This is a genomic window from Sutterella seckii, assembly GCF_009183815.1.
Classification (GTDB): domain Bacteria; phylum Pseudomonadota; class Gammaproteobacteria; order Burkholderiales; family Burkholderiaceae_F; genus Sutterella; species Sutterella seckii.
This window is the reverse complement of the sequence record NZ_WEHX01000018.1, coordinates 15675-32447: the sequence shown is the minus strand read 5'-3', so window position 1 is coordinate 32447 and position 16773 is coordinate 15675. Positions and strand designations below refer to the sequence as shown.

Annotated in this window: 16 protein-coding genes; 8 read left to right on the top strand and 8 right to left on the bottom strand. The window is 60.4% G+C overall.

Going from position 1 to position 16773, the window contains the following annotated elements:
• The first annotated feature begins 170 nt into the window (after positions 1-170).
• The 3 genes from exbD (at position 171) to GBM95_RS04630 (ending at position 2563) form a co-directional block, all read left to right on the top strand.
• Positions 171-566 (top strand): TonB system transport protein ExbD, encoded by a 396-nt coding sequence (gene exbD, locus GBM95_RS04640; protein ID WP_152158014.1) that lies wholly within the window; start codon positions 171-173, stop codon positions 564-566.
• Entirely contained in the window at positions 526-1506 is a 981-nt protein-coding gene (locus tag GBM95_RS04635; RefSeq protein WP_152158013.1) for an energy transducer TonB, read from the top strand. Before exbD ends, GBM95_RS04635 begins: the two co-directional genes overlap by 41 nt.
• 85 nt (positions 1507-1591) lie before the next feature.
• A complete protein-coding gene (locus tag GBM95_RS04630; protein WP_226963160.1) occupies positions 1592-2563 on the top strand; it encodes a segregation and condensation protein A in 972 nt (323 codons plus the stop codon).
• 77 nt (positions 2564-2640) lie between these two features.
• Here the strand turns inward: GBM95_RS04630 and GBM95_RS04625 are convergent, their stop codons facing one another.
• From GBM95_RS04625 to GBM95_RS04615, 3 genes are all read right to left on the bottom strand, one after another.
• Positions 2641-4383: a SulP family inorganic anion transporter gene (locus GBM95_RS04625; protein ID WP_152158012.1), complete on the bottom strand. Its 1743-nt coding sequence runs from the start codon at positions 4381-4383 to the stop codon at positions 2641-2643.
• Positions 4384-4520: 137 nt separating this feature from the next.
• A complete protein-coding gene (gene metG, locus GBM95_RS04620) occupies positions 4521-6578 on the bottom strand; it encodes a methionine--tRNA ligase (protein WP_152158011.1) in 2058 nt (685 codons plus the stop codon).
• A gap of 170 nt (positions 6579-6748) precedes the next feature.
• Entirely contained in the window at positions 6749-7738 is a 990-nt protein-coding gene (locus GBM95_RS04615; RefSeq protein ID WP_226963159.1) for a Bug family tripartite tricarboxylate transporter substrate binding protein, read from the bottom strand.
• Positions 7739-7983: 245 nt separating this feature from the next.
• Between GBM95_RS04615 and apbC the strand changes: the two genes are divergently transcribed.
• On the top strand, positions 7984-9072 hold the full coding sequence (apbC, locus tag GBM95_RS04610; protein WP_152158010.1) for an iron-sulfur cluster carrier protein ApbC: 1089 nt from the start codon (positions 7984-7986) through the stop codon (positions 9070-9072).
• A 97-nt stretch (positions 9073-9169) separates the two neighbouring features.
• Here apbC and GBM95_RS04605 read toward each other — a convergent pair whose 3' ends face one another.
• Both GBM95_RS04605 and GBM95_RS04600 read right to left on the bottom strand, forming a co-directional pair.
• On the bottom strand, positions 9170-10252 hold the full coding sequence (locus tag GBM95_RS04605) for an NAD(P)/FAD-dependent oxidoreductase (RefSeq protein WP_152158009.1): 1083 nt from the start codon (positions 10250-10252) through the stop codon (positions 9170-9172).
• A gap of 144 nt (positions 10253-10396) precedes the next feature.
• Complete coding sequence (locus GBM95_RS04600; RefSeq protein WP_152158008.1) at positions 10397-11902, bottom strand: M48 family metallopeptidase; 1506 nt, start codon at positions 11900-11902, stop codon at positions 10397-10399.
• A gap of 191 nt (positions 11903-12093) precedes the next feature.
• Between GBM95_RS04600 and moaC the strand changes: the two genes are divergently transcribed.
• Complete coding sequence (gene moaC / locus GBM95_RS04595; protein WP_152158007.1) at positions 12094-12579, top strand: cyclic pyranopterin monophosphate synthase MoaC; 486 nt, start codon at positions 12094-12096, stop codon at positions 12577-12579.
• A 19-nt stretch (positions 12580-12598) separates the two neighbouring features.
• On the opposite strand, the gene GBM95_RS04590 is transcribed toward moaC, so the two are convergent.
• From GBM95_RS04590 to GBM95_RS04580, 3 genes are all read right to left on the bottom strand, one after another.
• A complete protein-coding gene (locus tag GBM95_RS04590; RefSeq protein WP_152158006.1) occupies positions 12599-13318 on the bottom strand; it encodes a helix-turn-helix transcriptional regulator in 720 nt (239 codons plus the stop codon).
• A 234-nt stretch (positions 13319-13552) separates the two neighbouring features.
• A complete protein-coding gene (locus GBM95_RS04585; protein WP_152158005.1) occupies positions 13553-14452 on the bottom strand; it encodes a universal stress protein in 900 nt (299 codons plus the stop codon).
• 161 nt (positions 14453-14613) lie between these two features.
• Positions 14614-14925: a hypothetical protein gene (locus GBM95_RS04580; protein ID WP_152158004.1), complete on the bottom strand. Its 312-nt coding sequence runs from the start codon at positions 14923-14925 to the stop codon at positions 14614-14616.
• On the opposite strand from GBM95_RS04580, the gene GBM95_RS04575 reads away from it, so the two are divergent.
• The 3 genes from GBM95_RS04575 (at position 14924) to GBM95_RS04565 (ending at position 16634) form a co-directional block, all read left to right on the top strand.
• Complete coding sequence (locus GBM95_RS04575; RefSeq protein WP_139688134.1) at positions 14924-15358, top strand: universal stress protein; 435 nt, start codon at positions 14924-14926, stop codon at positions 15356-15358. The two genes, GBM95_RS04580 and GBM95_RS04575, sit on opposite strands and share 2 nt — an antisense overlap.
• Positions 15359-15431: 73 nt before the next feature.
• On the top strand, positions 15432-15836 hold the full coding sequence (locus tag GBM95_RS04570; protein WP_152158003.1) for a hypothetical protein: 405 nt from the start codon (positions 15432-15434) through the stop codon (positions 15834-15836).
• Positions 15837-15947: 111 nt separating this feature from the next.
• Complete coding sequence (locus GBM95_RS04565; RefSeq protein ID WP_152158002.1) at positions 15948-16634, top strand: protein kinase family protein; 687 nt, start codon at positions 15948-15950, stop codon at positions 16632-16634.
• Positions 16635-16773: the final 139 nt, after the last annotated feature.

Genomic DNA, 16773 nt, shown 5'->3' with positions numbered 1-16773 from the left:
GCGCCTGTTTTACGAATGAGAGTACCCTCTATGCACAGGCGGCCTGACCCCAAGCGCCACACAGCACCATCCGTCAACTATTAAATACCTTTGTTAATATTTACAACGGTCTTCAGAGAAAGATCAATGTCCTTTCGTCGCGCTGGAAGAGCGCAAAAGAGGAGCAGTAAATGATTGAGATCCCGAAAAAGGAACCGCTCAACATCGTTCCCTTCATCGACATCATGCTGGTGCTTCTGGCAATGGTGCTCTCGATTTCCACCTTCATCGCCAAGGGCGAGATCCAGATCAATCTGCCGAAGTCGAAGTCTGCGGCAACGCCTCAGCAGGCTGACCAGCACCCGAAGCTTGTTCAAGTGGACGCAGCGGGCGACTTCTTCTGGGACGGCGAAAAGATGTCGCTCGATGAGTTGAACGATGTGATCGCCCACATGCCGCGCGATCAGCGCGTGCTTCTTCGCATCGACAAGGATTCGAAATTCGACCGCTTCATTCAGGTGATTGACCTCTTCAAGGCGAATAACCATGAAAACTTCACCATCGCAACAGAAAAAGAAGGACACTGAGCGCAACTTTCAGTCGTTTCTTCTGGCGTGCTGCGTCTACGCTCCGCTCCTCTGGGTGATTTTCTGGAGTGCGCCGTCGCTCACCTACAAACCCTCCGGGCAGGTGGCGTCGGTGTCGCTTTCGTTCGCGCAGCTTTCCGGAGGCGGAGCGCCTCAGGAAGAGGTTGCTCCCGAACCGCAGCCTGAAGCCGCACCCGAACCGGAGCCAGAACCCGAGCCGCCTCAGCCGGAGCCGGAACCCGAAGCGCCGCCGCCCGAACCTGAGCCTATTCCTGAACCGGAACCCGAGCCGGAGCCGGAACCTCAGCCCGAGCCTGAACCCGAACCTGAGCCGATGCCGGAACCTGAACCTCAGCCGGAACCGCCCAAACCCGAACCCAAGCCTGAGCCCAAGCCCGAACCGCCTAAGCCGAAGCCTGTTAAGAAGGAAGTGGTGAAGCCGGTCGAGAAGCCGAAGCCCAAGCCTGAAAAGCGGGTTGAAAAGCCGAAGACCGAGAAGCAGAAGACGGAACAGCCGAAGACCATCGAGACGGCTAAGAAGTCAGACGCGCCTCAGGCAGCTGCCGCGCCGGCGGCTATCGCCCCGGGGCCTGCTGCGCAGCAGGCCGGCGCTCAGACCGCTCATGCGGAAAACGGCATCTCCACTTTGGTTTACGGTGAAATTGACGATCCGTTCTTGACTGAAGTGAAGCGTGCGGTGGAGGAATCGCTCCACTATCCGCGCAAAGCCAGGATGTTCCACATCGAGGGTACGGCCGTCGTGCAGTTCATCGTTAATCCGAGCGGCAAGCTGACTGAACTCACGATTTATAAATCCGCCGGACATCCGCTCCTCGACAAGGCCGCGATGCGCGCCGTGTCGGATGCTGAATCGCGCTGGAGCCGTCCGAAGGGAACCGTGCGCCTGCGCTTCCCGATTCAGTTCCAGCTGAAGGGTTGATGGATCCTTTTCAGAGCCTGGTAAAGCCTCCGTTTCCCGTTCGTGCAAATAGCCGGGCGGGACGGAGGCTTTATCATTCCGGGTCATGACAGAAGCTCCTTCATCGAATCCGGATCCGAATCAAAAGGCGCCTGCGGGAGAAGAGTCCCGCCCGGGCGTCCGGGTCGTTGCGCGCCTCTACGGCGAGCCGATGACGGAACTCCCGGAGGGACTCTACATTCCTCCCGACGCGCTCGAAGTCATTCTTGACCGCTTCGAAGGCCCTCTTGATCTTCTTCTCTGGCTCATCCGCAGCCAGAAGTTCGATGTCATGGACATTCCGATGACGAAGCTCACGGAACAGTACATGGCGTATGTGGAACTCATCCGCCGCACGAATCTTGAACTGGCATCGGCCTATCTCGTGATGTCGGCAACCCTCATGGCGATCAAGAGCCGGATGCTGCTCCCGAAGCGCCCCGACGCCGGTGAGGGCGAGGAAGCCGAGGATCCGAGAGCCGAGCTTATGCGGAGGCTCCTCGAGTACGAACGCATGCGGGAGGCGGCAAGGCTTCTCGACGAGCTCCCGCGCCTGGACAGGGATTTTCTGGTTCCGGCGGGAAGCTTCTTCGACGTGCCCGTCAAGGACCTTCCGGTCATAACGCCGGCAGAGCTTTCGCTGGCCTGGGAGGCGGTGGAAGCCGATGCCGCGCTATCGGCGAGCCACCACGTGACGCGGGAGGAGCTCTCGGTGAGAGAGCACATGACGGGGATTCTGAGGATGCTTCAGGGGCAGGACTATGTTCGCCTCACAGACCTGATGGGCGACGAAGCCGATCAGCAGCAGCTCACCGTGTGGCTTCTCGCATCGCTTGAGCTCGCAAAAGTCTTCCTCATTCAGATCCAGCAGGCGGAGTCCTACAGTCCCGTGTACCTTCGCAATGACAACCGGTCATTCATGGTCTATGAAGAGGCGCCTTCGACCGATAAGGAAAAGACGCCTGAGGAACTCGAAGCCGAATGGAAGGAATTTTTTGAGGGCATTCAGCTTCCCGGCACCCAGGGAACGCTCTTCTGAATACGAAAAGGCATAAAAAGGCCGCCCGGAGAGAATCTCTCGGGCGGCCTGAAGGCGTTGAATCTTCAGCCTTTCAATCAGGCCTGAAGCTCAGCCTTTTCCTTCTTTTCTTCCTCAGCGAGTTCCGCAAGGACGATATCGGCGCGCGCCATGGCGAATTCCATGTCGGGGACGAGATTGGGTCCGAGCGCCTGCGCAATGCCCGTGCGTTCAAGCTGACGCAGCGGATGGCCGGAAGCGCCTGCGATGATGAGCTCGTGATGATGGCGGTGGAGCGCTCTCACGAAGACCTCGATCTGGTCCATCGCGGAGTTGTCGATGTTGACGAGATCCGTGAAGTCGAGAATGACGATCTTCGCAGAGTCCGCGGCCATGAGGCGGTGCGGATCGGTGACGTGCTCGAGCTTCGAGATGGAGCCGAAGAAGAGCGCGCCGCGGATGTGCCAGGCTTCAACGGTATCGGGCATGTGGAAGGGCAGCGTCGCGGGTTCCACAACCGTGATGTTGTTCATGCGGATGAGGAAGAAGATGCAGGCGACGACGAGGCCGAATTCCACCGCCACGGTGAGGTCGAAGATCACCGTGAGGAAGAAGGTGAGAAGAAGCGTGGCCTTATAGGAGAGCGACATGCGCTTGAGGCGCACGAATTCCTTCCAGTTGCCCATGTTCCAGGCAACGAAGACGAGGATTGCGGCAAGCGCGGAAAGCGGGATGCTCGCGGCGAGCGGCGCGGCGACGAGGATGACGACGAGAAGCGTCACGGCGTGCACCATGCCGGCCACGGGCGAGAAGGCGCCCGACTTGATGTTCGTCACCGTACGCGCGATGGTGCCGGTGGCGGGAATGCCGCCGAAGAAGGGCACGACCATGTTGGCGACGCCCTGACCCATCAGTTCCTGATTGGGGTCGTGGCGGTCGTCGGTCATCGTGTCGGCAACGCGCGCGCAGAGGAGGCTTTCAATGGAGCCGAGCACGGCGAGGGTCAGCATGGCGCCGTAAAGCTGCTTGGCGCTCTGCCAGTCGAATTCAGGGAGGCGCAGTTCAGGGAGCCCCTGCGGGATGCCGCCGAACTTGCTGCCGATCGTCTCAACGGGGATGTTGAAGAGGCTCACGAAAACGGTCGAGAGAATGAGCACGACCACGGTGCCCGGCAGATGCGCGATCCAGCGCTTCCACTGCGGACCATTCATCGAATAGCCCTTCGGCCAGAAGAAGATCACGAGGAAGCTCGTGAGCGCAATGCCGAAGGCCCAGGGATTGAAGGTCTTGATGTGCGCGATGATCGTGAGAATCATCTCGAAGAAGTCGGCCGGCATCTTGGCAATCGAGAGGCCGAGGAAATCCTTCACCTGCTGCAGGCCGATCATCACCGCAATGCCGTTCGTAAAGCCGATCACGATCGAAATCGGGATGAACTTGATGAAGCCTCCGAGCTTGAAGAGCCCCATGAAGAAGAGAATGATGCCCGAGCCGATGGTCGCGAGCATCAGGTTCGAGAGCCCGTACTGGGCGATGATGCCGTAGATGATGACGACGAAGGCGCCCGCCGGGCCGCCGATCTGCACGCGGCAGCCGCCGAGAAGCGAGATCAGAAAGCCCGCGATGATGGCCGTGTAGAGGCCCGCTTCCGGCGGAACGCCCGAAGCGATGCCGAAGGCCATGGCAAGCGGGAGCGCCACCATGCCGACGGTAAGGCCGGCAGAGATGTCGCGGGTAAGCATGTGGCGGCTGTAGCCCTTGATGCTGTCAAGAAGCACCGGCCGGAAGTGCGCGAGCGGCAGATGGTGCAGGAATTCTCCTGCCTGCTTTGAGAAGCTCATTTTTTTGAGAGAAAAGAGGGCAATGAGGGAAAAAAGAGAGGGCCAATAGTTTAAGAAAAAAGGCGCGGCCATATGGCCGCGCCCTTTTGCGCTAACTCAAAGCGATTACCGTTTGTGCGGCAATCTCGGGTTATTCCTTAGCGAATGCGCATGCCGGGCTGAGCGCCCGAATCAGGCGAAAGGAGGAAGAGCCCGAGCGACTTGTCGGCGGCGTCCGACGCGGCGAGCACCATGCCTTCGGAGACGCCGAAGCGCATCTTGCGCGGGGCGAGGTTCGCGATCATCACCGTAAGGCGCCCTTCGAGGTCGGAGGGCTTGTAGGCGCTCTTGATGCCGGAGAAGACGTTGCGGGTGCGGCCTTCGCCGAGGTCGAGCGTGAGGCGGAGAAGCTTGGTCGAGCCTTCAACTTCTTCGCACTTGACGATCTTCGCGACGCGAAGATCAACCTTCGTGAAGTCGTCGATCGTCACTTCCGGGGCGATCGGTTCGCCGCCCGGGACCGCGGGTTCGGGTTCCGGCGCCTTTTCGGGCACGAGGACGTTGAGCTGCTTCTCCATGTCGACGCGCTGCATGAGGTGCTGGTAGGGCTTGATCTGATCCGCGCTCGAGAGGTGCTTAGCGGCATCGGCCCAGGCGAGGGGCGCGATCGAGAGGAAGCTTTCGACGCGTTCGGCCGTGGCGGGAAGCACGGGCTTGAGGCAGAGCGTGAGGAGACGGAAGCATTCGAGCGCAACGGAGGAAACGTGGTGCAGCTCTTCGGCCTTTTCGGGGTGCTTCGCGAGCTCCCAGGGCTTCTTTTCATCAACGTATTCGTTGACGAGGTCGGCCAGCTCCATCACAAGGCGCGTGGCGCGGGCGAATTCCCGGGCCTCGTAGAAGGCGGAAACTTCCGGAACGCGGCTCATGAGCTCCCCGACCAGGGGATCCGTCATGGCGGAGTCGAGCACGCGGCCCTCGAAGCGCTTCACGATGAAGCCCGCGGCGCGCGAGGCGATGTTCACGTACTTGCCGATCAGGTCGGAATTGACGCGCTGCGCGAAGTCGATCTTCGTGAAGTCGACGTCCTCAACGCGCGAATTCATCTTGGCGGCAAGGTAGTAGCGCAGCCACTCGGCATTCATGCCGAGCTTCAGGTACTCGAGCGGCGAAATGCCCGTGCCGCGGCTCTTGCTCATCTTTTCGCCGTTCACGGTCATGAAGCCGTGGGCGTTGATGTGATCCGGCACGCGGAAGGGCTTGCCGGAGAACTTCAGCATGGCAGGCCAGAAGAGCGTGTGGAAGTAGATGATGTCCTTGCCGATGAAGTGAATCTGTTCGGTTTCTGGATCTTCGAGGAATTTTTCGAAGTCAAAGCCCTTCTTTTCGGAATAGGCCTTGAGGGCGGCGAGGTAGCCCACAGGGGCGTCGAGCCAAACGTAGAAGTACTTGCCCGGAGCGTCCGGAATTTCAATGCCGAAGTAGGGCGCATCGCGCGAGATGTCCCAGTCGGCGAGGTGACCGTCGGCGCCAAGCCATTCGCTGTCCTTGGCGAGCACCTCTTCCTGCACGGAGGGCTTGCCGTCCTTGCCCGTGCCCTTCGTCCAGTGGCGCAGGAACTCAACGCACTGCGGGTCGGAGAGCTTGAAGAAGTAGTGCGTGGACGTGCGCAGTTCCGGGCGGGAGCCCGAAAGCGTCGAATAGGGATTGATCACCTCGGTGGGCGAATAGACGGCCGAGCACTTTTCGCAGTTGTCGCCGTACTGGTCGGGCGCGCCGCAGCGCGGGCAGGTGCCCTTGATGAAGCGGTCCGCGAGGAACATGCACTTCACGGTGTCGTAGAACTGCTCGACATCCTTCGTGTAGATGAGGCCTGCGGCCTTGAGGCGGCGGTAGATCTCCTGCGAGAGCTCGTGGTTTTCCTTCGAGTCGGTCGAACCCCAGTAGTCGTGGCTGATGTGGAAGCCGTCGAGGTACTGCTTGCGGCCGGCGGCGATTTCAGCGACGAAGGCCTGCGGGGTGAGGCCGCGCTTCTGGGCGGCAATCATGATCGGCGCGCCGTGCACATCGTCCGCACCGACAAAATGCACGATGTTGCCGCACATGCGTTCGTGACGAACCCAAATGTCGGCCTGGATGTATTCCATGATGTGACCCATATGGAAGGCGCCGTTCGCATAAGGAAGAGCCGTGGTCACGAAAAGTTTGCGCTGAGTCATGTGTTGTCTTCAGATTCTGATGAGAATTTCAGCGCGGGCGCATCTCAGCGGCCTGATGGAAGCCGGTCCGGGCGCCCGCACCGATGCGGGAGGAAAAATGCGGCAAAGAATTTACATTATCTGCCGCCCGGGCGCCCGTGAGAAGATGGTTTTTTAAGGAAAGAGACGATTTACTGCGAGGCTTCCGCCTGAATCGCCGCCACGAGCTCGGCCCATTTCGGGGTTTCGGACTCAATGAAGCGGATGAAGTCGGCGCTCGTCCCGGGGCGCGGTTCGGCGCCCTTCTTCGAGAGGCTCGCAACAACCTCAGGGCGCCTGAGCGCACGCGCGAGCGCGGCGGAGACGCGGTTGACGAGTTCGTCCGGGGCTCCCTTGGGAAGCACGATGCCGTCCCAGGCGGAGAGTTCGACGTCTGCAACGCCCGCTTCGGCAAAGGTCGGAATGTCGGGAGCGATCGCAAGGCGCTGCTTTGACGCGGCGCCGAGCGCCGTGAGCTTGCCGCTTCGCACGTGCTGCAGGGCGTTGGGCGCTACGTCGATCATGAAGGGAATGCGGCCCGAGAGGACGTCGAGCATGGCGGCCGCACCTCCGCGATAAGGCACGTGCGTGAGTTCAAGACCCGCGCGGCGCGCAAAGAGGAGGCCCGCGAGGTGGCTCGTCGTGCCGATGCCCGAGGAGGCGAAGTTCACTTCCTTCGGGTGAGCCTTGGCCCAGGCGACGAGGCTCTTCAGATCCGTGACGCCGGCGATAGCATTCGGATTGAGAACGCCCACCAGGCCGATTTCGGAAATCATGCCGGCCGGCCGGAGCTCTTCGCGGGGATTAAAGGGGACGTTGGGATAAAGGAGCGGATTGACGCAGAGGATGCCGTTCGTAACGTACCCGAGCATGGAGCCGTCGGCGCGGGCGCGCGAAAGATGGCGGGCGCCGATCGTGCCGCCTGCACCCGGGCGGTTGTCGACCCAGATTTTGGTGCCGAGCTCCTCGGCAAGGGCGCCCGCAACCGAGCGGGCGAGCACGTCGCCGCCGCCCCCCGCAGGGAAAGGAACAACGAGGCCCGAGGATTCGGTGTTGGCGAAAGCGTTGGCGGCAAACGCTCCGCTCGCGGTCAATCCCATGAGAAGGCCGGCGTTCTGAATGATCTGACGACGCGTAAACATGAGGGTCAGCTCCAGTAGTTGAAATTCTATCGTCGGTTATTGATTTGGTATGCTTTCTTTGGGATAAAAGCAGGTCCGACGAGTGTAGCCGGACTCGACTACGAATCCGAGCACTTAAAGTTTGCGAATTGTTTCTGCCCTTAGTCCGATCGGCGTAAGGAAGCTTTCGGGGAGGCCAATTAGAATCTCTCAGACATTAAAGAAGAGCAGCAGAATCGGCTCTTTCCTATTTTGAGGAGTCCCCCATGACGATTTCCACTTCTCAGGTTGAGGAGCGCCTTTCCAAACTGATCGATCCCGTGGTCGGTGCGGACTATGTTTCCGCCCGCATGCTGAAGGGCATTGAGACGGACGACAAGGGCGGAGTTGTGGTTCATATCGAGCTCGGCTATCCGGCACGCTTTGCAATTGAGTCCGTGAAGGCCGCCGTTGAAAGTGCGGTGAAGGAGCTCGGCGCCGAGACGGTAACCGCCGACGTGAAGCAGAAGATCATTGCGCACAAAGTCCAGGGCACGCAGCGCGTTCTCCCGGGCGTCAAGAACATCATTGCCGTTTCGTCCGGCAAGGGCGGGGTCGGCAAGTCGACGGTATCGGCGAACCTCGCGCTGGCGCTCAGCTACGAGGGCGCCAAGGTCGGCGTTCTCGATGCCGACGTCTATGGTCCTTCCCAGCCCACCATGCTCGGCGCCCACGGGCAGCCGATGACCGTTGACGGCAAGACCATGGAGCCCCTTGAGGCGCACGGCCTTCAGATTAATTCCGTCGGCTTCATGGTCGACGAGGATGAGCCGATGATCTGGCGCGGTCCGATGGCGTCCGGCGCCCTCAACCAGCTCCTTACGCTCACCAACTGGCATGACCTTGACTACCTCATCGTCGACATGCCTCCGGGAACGGGCGACATTCAGCTCCAGCTCTCGCAAAGTTCGCCTCTGACGGGCGCCGTCGTCGTTACGACCCCGCAGGACATTGCGCTCATTGATGCGAAGAAGGGGCTCAGAATGTTCGAGAAGGTGAACGTTCCCCTGATCGGCATCATCGAAAACATGTCGGTCTTCATCTGCCCCTGCTGCGGCAAGGTTCAGCATATTTTCGGCGAGGGCGGCGCGAAGCGCATGAGCGAAACCTACGGCGTTCCGCTTCTCGGGGAACTTCCGCTCTCCGCGGACATCCGCGAGGCGGCCGACAGCGGCAACCCCACTGTTGCCGCTGACCCGGAGAGCCCTGCCGCGAAGATGTACCGCTCGATCGCCATGAAGATCGCCGGTGCTGTTACGAAGCTCGGGAAGGACTATTCGGCCCGCATGCCGACCATTTCGGTGAAGAACGACTGATTCCGGTCGCTTCAGAAATCAAAAAAATCCCCGCGGTTCCTTTCGGTCCGGCGGGGATTTTTTCTGGATGCGCGCGGGCGGCGCGTCCTTTCAAACCTTAGTCGTCAAAGGTCGGCGTTTCGACGCCGAGCACCTTGTGAAGCTTCGGGCTCGTCGTCGTGTACTGCAGGAAGACGCGCTTTTCGGGGAAGACGTAGTCGCAGGCCGCGAAGGCTGCGAGCGCGCATTCATGGAAGCCCGAGAGAATGAGCTTCTTCTTTCCGGGGTACGTATTGATGTCGCCCACGGCGAAGATGCCGGGGATGCTCGACTCGAAGCGGGCGGTGTCGACGACGATCTGCTTGCGCTCGAGGTTGAGCCCCCAGTTTTCGATGGGGCCGAGCTTGGGCTGAAGGCCGAAGAAGACGAGGAGGTGGTCGAGCGGGATGCGGCGCGTAACGCCGTCGGCGCCGGAAACGGCAACTTCGGTGAGCTTGCCGTCCTCTTCCGTGAAGCCCGTGACCTGGCCCACTTCAAACTGCATTTCCCAGTTTTCGCAGAGCTCCTTCATGCGGGCAACGGAAGCCGCCTGCGCGCGGAAGCCGTCGCGGCGGTGAACGAGCACGACGCTCTCGGCCTTGCCGACCAGGTTGAGGGTCCAGTCAAGCGCCGAGTCGCCGCCGCCCAGAATGACGACATTCTTGCCTTCAAAGATCGAGGGATCCTTGCAGCTGTAGTGAAGCTGAGTGCCTTCGAACTTCTCGATCCCCTTCACGCGAAGGGGACGCGGCTGGAAGGAGCCGACGCCCGCGGCGATGATTACGACCTTTGAGTGGAAGCGCGAACCCGCGGACGTGGTCACGTGGAAGGTGCCGTCCTCGAGCTTCTTCACATCCGTCACCTCTTCGCCGAGATGGAAGACCGGCGCAAAGTGATGGTTCTGCTTGAGGAGGTTTTCGGTGAGCTCATAGGAGGAGCAGACCGGAACAGCCGGGATGTCGTAGATGGGCTTCGTCGGGTAGAGCTCCATGCACTGGCCGCCTACGGTGCGAAGCGAATCAATCACGTGGCACTTGATCTCAAGGAGGCCGAGCTCAAAAACCTGAAAGAGGCCGACGGGGCCCGCACCGACGACGACGGCATCGGTTTCGATCATTTCATCGACGGGGGCGGCAACGGTAAGAAAATCTTCAATAGCCATAACAAATGGCGCGGTGCGCGCCTGAAAAGAGGCGCGCCGCGTCGCAAAAATAAAAGGGGGCAAAAAGTTGGGCTATTTTCGCACACTGCCGCGGGCGAAAGAATCGTCCGGAAAGACGACTTTTGAGCGGCTTCGGGTGCGCCGTCAGCGCTCGGCGGCCTTCTTTTCGTCGTCGTACTGCCGGCGCAGATCCCTGAGGCGCGCATCAATCTCGCTCATGGTGTAGAAGTCGCCGTCGTTGGCCTTCTGCGCGAGCGAATACTGATAAACGGCGGCTTCCGTAGCGCCGAGCTGCGCGTACATCTCGCCCGTATGCATGTACTGGAGGCTCTTTTTCCCGAGGGCTTCATAGGAGCGCGCGAGCAGCGCGTGATAGTCGCTCGAGGTGTCGGAGAGCGCTGTGCCGTTTCTCAAAAAGTTGATGAGCTCCTGGTGGCGGCCGAGCGAATAAAGAAGGTCGACATAGTTTTCCGCCATCATCGCGGAGAGCGGATAGCGCGAGAGCGCTGCCTTGGCGGCCGCCAGGGCGTCGAGCTTCGCCTTCTGGGTTTTTGCGGCGTCAAAGGCCGTGCGCGTGAGGTTCCGGTCAAGAATGGCCGAGCGGATGCCGCACTTCATGGAATCCTGGGCTGCGCGGTAGGCGGCGTCGGTATTCTTCAGCATCCCTTCGGCCACGGAAATGCCGTAGGAGAGCGTGCAGGCGCGGGTGCCGGAAGCGGCGGCAAGATCCCGGGTGAATTCTCTCTTCACCTTGTTCCAGCCGTCCCAGCTCGTCTCCTGGAGCACTCTGGCGCGGACCTGGATGAGGCCGAAGTCGGGGGAGTCCTGGTGCCGCTGGACGGGAAGCTGCCGCGTGCGGTTTTCCATGTCCGCCATGCGCTCTGCCGTAAGCGGGTGGGTCGAGAGGTAGGCCGGAGCCGCAGAACGGTAGAAGCGGTTGCTCGCCTGGAGGCGCGAGAAGAAGTCCTCCATCCCGTGCGGGTCGAAGCCCGCAGCATAGAGCGTGGCGATCCCCATGCGGTCGGCTTCGCGTTCGGCGTTCTGCGAATAGTTGAGCTGCGACTGGATCATGGCTGCCTGAGAGCCCATGGCAATGGCCGCAGCGGCGTGGCCGCCCGAGCTTCCGCCGGCGCGTGCGGCGAGGATCGCGAGAAGAATGGAGCCGAGCGTGAGCGCGAGGTTCCCGCTCTGACCTTCAATCATGCGGGCAATATGGCGCTGCGCGACGTGACTCACTTCGTGCGCCATCACGCCGGCGAGCTCGCTTTCGCTCTGTGCGGCGATGATGGTGCCGGTATGGACGGCAATGTAGCCGCCGGGGAGTGCGAAGGCGTTGAGCGTGTCGTCCCGGATGGGAAAGAAAAAGAAGTTGTAGGTGCTCGAGCGCGCATGGCTCACGAGCTGGTAGCCGAGGCGCCCGAGATAGTCCATGATCTCCGGGTCGGCAAGGTAGGTCGGATCCGCCCGAACCTGCGCCATGAGCTGCGTGCCGAGGCGGTATTCGTCCTGAGGAGATAGTCCCGCATCGGCGGTGGAGCCGAGCGACGGAAGATTCAGGTCGAGCGCGCTCGCGGCAGAGGCAGAAACGGGAACTGCCGCCGTAATGAGGCTCGAGGCAATGGCGATGACGGACTTCAGGAATCGGGACATTGGGATCCGGTCTTCAATGAGCGCGTTTGGGTGCTAATCTCGCCTCGGGCAGCGCACTTCCGACTGCCGGGGCTTCTTTCACAGATTCCAAGCATTATGGCCCGGAGGGAGCCGGTGCTTAAGTGAGAAAAGCATTAGAGAAGTGTCGAAAAATTGCCTGAACCCATCAAGGCTCTCATCAGGAGAAAGATATGAACGGACTCACGCACTTCGACGCCAAGGGCGACGCGCACATGGTTGATGTCGGCGCCAAGGCGGAAACGAAGCGCATTGCCCGCGCCCGCGGCGAAATCTGCATGGCGCCCGAAACGTTTGCGCTCGTGGAGGCGGGAACGGCCAAGAAAGGCGACGTCATCGGCGTCGCGCGGATTGCGGCCATCATGGCCTCAAAGAAGACTGCGGAAATTATTCCTCTCTGTCATCCGATTGCGCTCACGCGCGTTGCGGTTGATTTCGAGCTCGATCGCGAGCATTCGCGCGTCATCTGCCTCGCGCAGTGCGAGTGCTGCGGCAAGACCGGCGTCGAAATGGAGGCGCTCACGGCCGTGCAGGCGGGTCTTCTCACGGTCTACGACATGTTGAAGGCCGTAGACCGCGGAATGGTGATGAAGGACATCTGCCTTCTGGAAAAAGCGGGCGGCAAGTCCGGCCACTGGCTTCGCGAGGGTGAAGCCTGAGAGAGAATGGTCAGAAAGGTCAGCTCCCGATGCGGTCTGAGAGAAGCCCCATGCAGGAGGCCTCATAGACCGCTTCGCCTCTCGAATGCACCTGGAGCTTCCGATAAATCTTCTTGATGTGCGCCGTCACCGTGTGATGGGAAATCGAGAGGATGTCGGCGATTTCCGAGAACGAAATGCCCTTCGCGAGGAGCGTGAGGATTTCGGTTTCGCGCTGCGAGAGAAGAAGGTTCTCGGGCGCCTCGTGCTTCTGCGGCTGCGGAGGCTGAGGCGCAAAGGTGCGCGAATGAATGGCGCGCAGCACGCTTCTCGCCACCGTGGGGGACACCGGGGAGCCGCCCCCTTTCAGGAGCCTCACGCTCGTCACGAGGTCTTCCTGGTCGCCCTTGAGGATGTAGCCGGTGGCGCCGGCAAGGATGGCGCGGATCACGAACGGATCCTGCGAGAAGGCGGTGTAGATGAGGATGTCGAGATCGTCGCGCAGGTGCTTGATGCGCGTAAGGACCGGGGCCATGTCGTCGGATCCGAGCATGACGTCCGTGATCAGCACGTCGAGCTTTGCGTCGCAGCGCATGGCGGCTTCGAGTTCTGCCGCGCTTGTGGCGCTGCCGGCAACTTTCATGTCAAGCGCGCGGGTGAGACGCTGGGCGATGCGGTCGCACTCCGCCTGGTTCTCGGCGGCAATGAAAACGCGCAGAGGTTCGCGGACGGCGGACCCCTTCCTGAGTGATTCTGTCATCGGAAAAGTGGGAAAAAGACTCTGGAACGACCGAACGACGGCGTGAATGCCGGGTCGTCCGGGCCTGCCGCCCTGCGTCAGGCGGGGGCGATCTTATCACGGGATCCCGGATATGCGTGATGGCTTCGTCATTCCCGGGGCATGAAAAAGCCCGCCGATCCGGAATGGAGCCGACGGGCTTTTATAGGTGCGGCTAAAGCGCCGCACTTCGCTCACTGACGGGCTGATGCCGCATCAGGGCTGGCGGATGACGAGAAGCGGCACGTTGCTCGTTGCCGCAATGCGCGTGGCGGTCGAGCCCATGATGGCGCTCTTGAAGCGGCCGTAGCCGTGAGAACCCATAACGATGAGGTCGAGCCGGCGCTTGCGGGCAAAAGCCGAGATTTCGTCGCCCGGGTTGCCGACGAGGCAGACTTCCTTCGCCTTGATGGCGGCCTTGGCAAGGAGCGGACGGAGCGGCTCAACCGCTTCGTTGAATTCCTCGCGCTGCAGATCGAGCACTTCCTCTTCAGAAAGCGCCGGAAGCGCCATGCCGGCCATGTCGGGCATGACGGCGCCGGCGTAGTCGCTCACAACGTTGATCAGGTAGAAGGTGGCGCCGGTGCCGAAGAGCGAAATGTGCTTGAGGGCGTAGCGCACGGCGGCGCGGCCGTACTTAGAGCCGTCAACCGCGATGCCGACGCGAAGCGCATCGTCTTCAGTGGTGGCCTTGCCGCGGATCACGAGCAGCGGGCACTTCGTCTGAGCAAGGACGCCGTTCGAGACTGAGCCGAAGAAGAGGCCCTTGATGGCGCTCTGACCGCGCGAGCCCATGACGATGAGGTCGGCGCTCGTTTTTTCCGCCGCCTTTGCAATCGACGGGCTAGGTTCGCCCACGACGAAGGATTCAACGGCCTTGAAGCCTACTTTCTGCAGGATCTTGCGGGCGGGTTCAAAGACCTTTTCCGCTTCATCCTCGTAGTAGCGCTGGATGGCGTCCTGGCCGACCAGGCGGCAGGCGCGTGCCGGGAGCGGAAGCTGAATGTTGAGAAGCTCAATATCGGGATTGCTTCCGAGAAGCGTCTGGCGCGATGCGATGAACGAGACAGCGTTGAGGGAGTTGGTGCTGCCGTCAACCGGTACGAGAATGCGCATGGAGTGTCTCCTTATGACGGAGGGAGAAGATGCGCCCGATGAAAGAGACTTTCCGCTGGTCCGGGGAAGATTCTCTTCGGGGCGACTCCCTCTCTTTATCTGGATGAAGCTACGTTACCACGGCGGGGAGGGAATGCCGGTCGGAGTGAAGCAAAATTTATTCAAAATCTGCCGAAAGTTTGTCTCAGGGCAACGATATGCAAATTCAAGGTGTGCCCATATGAAAAATAAAAAGGCATATTGATCATTGCGTTGAATTCATGTCCATTTATTTGATCTGAGGCGTATAGGCGTAAATGCTTAGGCTGGAAAGAAGAAAGGAAGCGTCGCCCGGAACCGGAAGTTCGAAATTTGCTTTCGCGCGCCGTTTGAGCCGAACGCACATCCCGGCCGCGCCCTAAAATGTAAGTTATGGCGCATTGATCAAAAGATGCGTCCTGGAACGCTTTGACTAAAAAAGGAAGAATCAGCATGTACAAGCGCATTCTTGTGCCGACGGACGGATCGGAACGTTCTGTGAAGGCGGTTGAGGGCGCAGCCCGCTTTGCCAAGCCCCTTGGCGCAACCCTCGTCATCATGACGGTGATCGAGCCCTATTCCTACACGAACCTTGCGGAATACCGCCCTGAGTCGATCGAGCAGTATGACGAGCGCGTATCTGCTGAGGCAGAGGAGCGACTCGCTGAGGCCAAGCGCGTGGCGGACGCAGTGGGCGTGGAAAACAAAACCGTGATGGTGAAGAGCTTCTCGCCTTCGGAAGCGATCATCGAACAGGCTGAAAAGAACGGCTGCGACATCATCTTCATGGCGAGCCACGGGCGCAAGGGCATTGCTGCCGTGCTTTTGGGATCGGAAACCCAGAAGGTGCTCACGCATTCCCGCTTCCCGGTGATGGTTTATCGCTAAGATTAAGAATTCCGGCCGCCCTTGCGGGGCGGCCTGCTGAAATTTTTGATTCGACTACTTTGTGGGAGCTGCAATGGCTGAAGATACTCAGGCCGGAACGGACGAACTCGACGCTCAGATGGATCCGAAGAGCCTTGTGCGCGAGGAAATTATTTCTGACCGCCGCGTTGGATCGCTGCGCGTGCTGACGCCGATTCTCGTTGACGGCACGCGCGACGAGAGCCGCGACATCGTCTTCCTGGGCGAAGCTCAGATCATGACCCAGGTGGGGCCGATTCCCATCAACTTTGAAATTCCGGCAAAGACTCTTGCGGAAGCGGTTGCGGGCTACGGCGCCGCCGCGCAGAAGGGCCTTCAGGATACGGTTGAACGCCTTCGCGAAATGCGCCGCGAAGCCGCCAATCAGATCGTGACCCCGGGCATGCCCGGCTTCCAGGCTCCTCCGGCTGCCGGCTCGAGCGGCCTGGTGATGCCCTGAGCGGCGGATCAGCACTCAGGAATCCAGGGCAATCTTTAGATTGTCTTTGAAGCAGAGCGTTCCTGTCTTGATACAGGGACGCTCTTTCCTTCAGGGAAAGCCGCATCAGGGATGTGCAGGGACAGAGCGCCGCAGGCGAATATCGACGACGTCAGCATTTCAATCGCCGAGATTGAAAAGGCCCCGTCGCGCCTTCTGCGCGAGGGACGCTGCGCGAATGCCCGGGTGACGGAAGTCGCGGTTGACGGACGCAAGTGGGTGGTGAAGGATTTTTCCTGCCGCTCCTGGTTCGTGAGGAAGCTCATTGCCCCCGTTCTGATTTCTCGCGAAATCGTTTCCATCAGAAGGCTGAAGGGCATCAGCGGGATTGCGCAGCATGCCGTCCGCGTGGGCCCGAGCATGCTCGCCATTGAATACATTGAAGGCCGCTCGCTTGACAAGGTGGCGCCCGCGAGCGTTACGCCCGAGTTCCTTGAAAAGCTTGAGGCGCTTATCCGCAAGGTGCATGACCGCGGCGTCGTGCATCTCGATCTGCGGGGCGGCGGCAACATCATCATGCGCCCCGACGGTACGCCGGGTCTCATTGACTTTCAGTCCGGTCTTGTGACCACGCATATTCCCCTCGCGATCGTGAAGGAGCTCGAAGCCATGGACATGTCGGGCGCTTACAAGAAGTGGCTGCGCTATCAGCCCGAAGCCATGGGGGAATACCGTCGCGAGGAGCTCGCACGGGTGAACCGGCTTCGCCGCTTCTGGATCCTTCACGGCTACTGCGGCCGCAGAAAGTTCAGAAAATAATGGAAAATTCCCTAAATTATCAGAGCGATAAAATTTTGGATACGGTATTATCCGTAGCCGTCTTCAATGCTTTCCGATGCCTTCTTTCAGGGCCCGGGAGCCGAAGAGAAGCTTTTTTCGCCGAATTCTTGCAGGAACA

Coding starts and splice junctions, on each gene's coding strand:
- exbD (WP_152158014.1), top strand. CDS start 171: ATGATTGAGATCCCGAAAAAGGAACCGCTCAACATCGTTCCCTTCATC.
- GBM95_RS04635 (WP_152158013.1), top strand. CDS start 526: ATGAAAACTTCACCATCGCAACAGAAAAAGAAGGACACTGAGCGCAAC.
- GBM95_RS04630 (WP_226963160.1), top strand. CDS start 1,592: ATGACAGAAGCTCCTTCATCGAATCCGGATCCGAATCAAAAGGCGCCT.
- GBM95_RS04625 (WP_152158012.1), bottom strand. CDS start 4,383: ATGAGCTTCTCAAAGCAGGCAGGAGAATTCCTGCACCATCTGCCGCTC.
- metG (WP_152158011.1), bottom strand. CDS start 6,578: ATGACTCAGCGCAAACTTTTCGTGACCACGGCTCTTCCTTATGCGAAC.
- GBM95_RS04615 (WP_226963159.1), bottom strand. CDS start 7,738: ATGTTTACGCGTCGTCAGATCATTCAGAACGCCGGCCTTCTCATGGGA.
- apbC (WP_152158010.1), top strand. CDS start 7,984: ATGACGATTTCCACTTCTCAGGTTGAGGAGCGCCTTTCCAAACTGATC.
- GBM95_RS04605 (WP_152158009.1), bottom strand. CDS start 10,252: ATGGCTATTGAAGATTTTCTTACCGTTGCCGCCCCCGTCGATGAAATG.
- GBM95_RS04600 (WP_152158008.1), bottom strand. CDS start 11,902: ATGTCCCGATTCCTGAAGTCCGTCATCGCCATTGCCTCGAGCCTCATT.
- moaC (WP_152158007.1), top strand. CDS start 12,094: ATGAACGGACTCACGCACTTCGACGCCAAGGGCGACGCGCACATGGTT.
- GBM95_RS04590 (WP_152158006.1), bottom strand. CDS start 13,318: ATGACAGAATCACTCAGGAAGGGGTCCGCCGTCCGCGAACCTCTGCGC.
- GBM95_RS04585 (WP_152158005.1), bottom strand. CDS start 14,452: ATGCGCATTCTCGTACCGGTTGACGGCAGCACCAACTCCCTCAACGCT.
- GBM95_RS04575 (WP_139688134.1), top strand. CDS start 14,924: ATGTACAAGCGCATTCTTGTGCCGACGGACGGATCGGAACGTTCTGTG.
- GBM95_RS04580 (WP_152158004.1), bottom strand. CDS start 14,925: ATGCTGATTCTTCCTTTTTTAGTCAAAGCGTTCCAGGACGCATCTTTT.
- GBM95_RS04570 (WP_152158003.1), top strand. CDS start 15,432: ATGGCTGAAGATACTCAGGCCGGAACGGACGAACTCGACGCTCAGATG.
- GBM95_RS04565 (WP_152158002.1), top strand. CDS start 15,948: ATGTGCAGGGACAGAGCGCCGCAGGCGAATATCGACGACGTCAGCATT.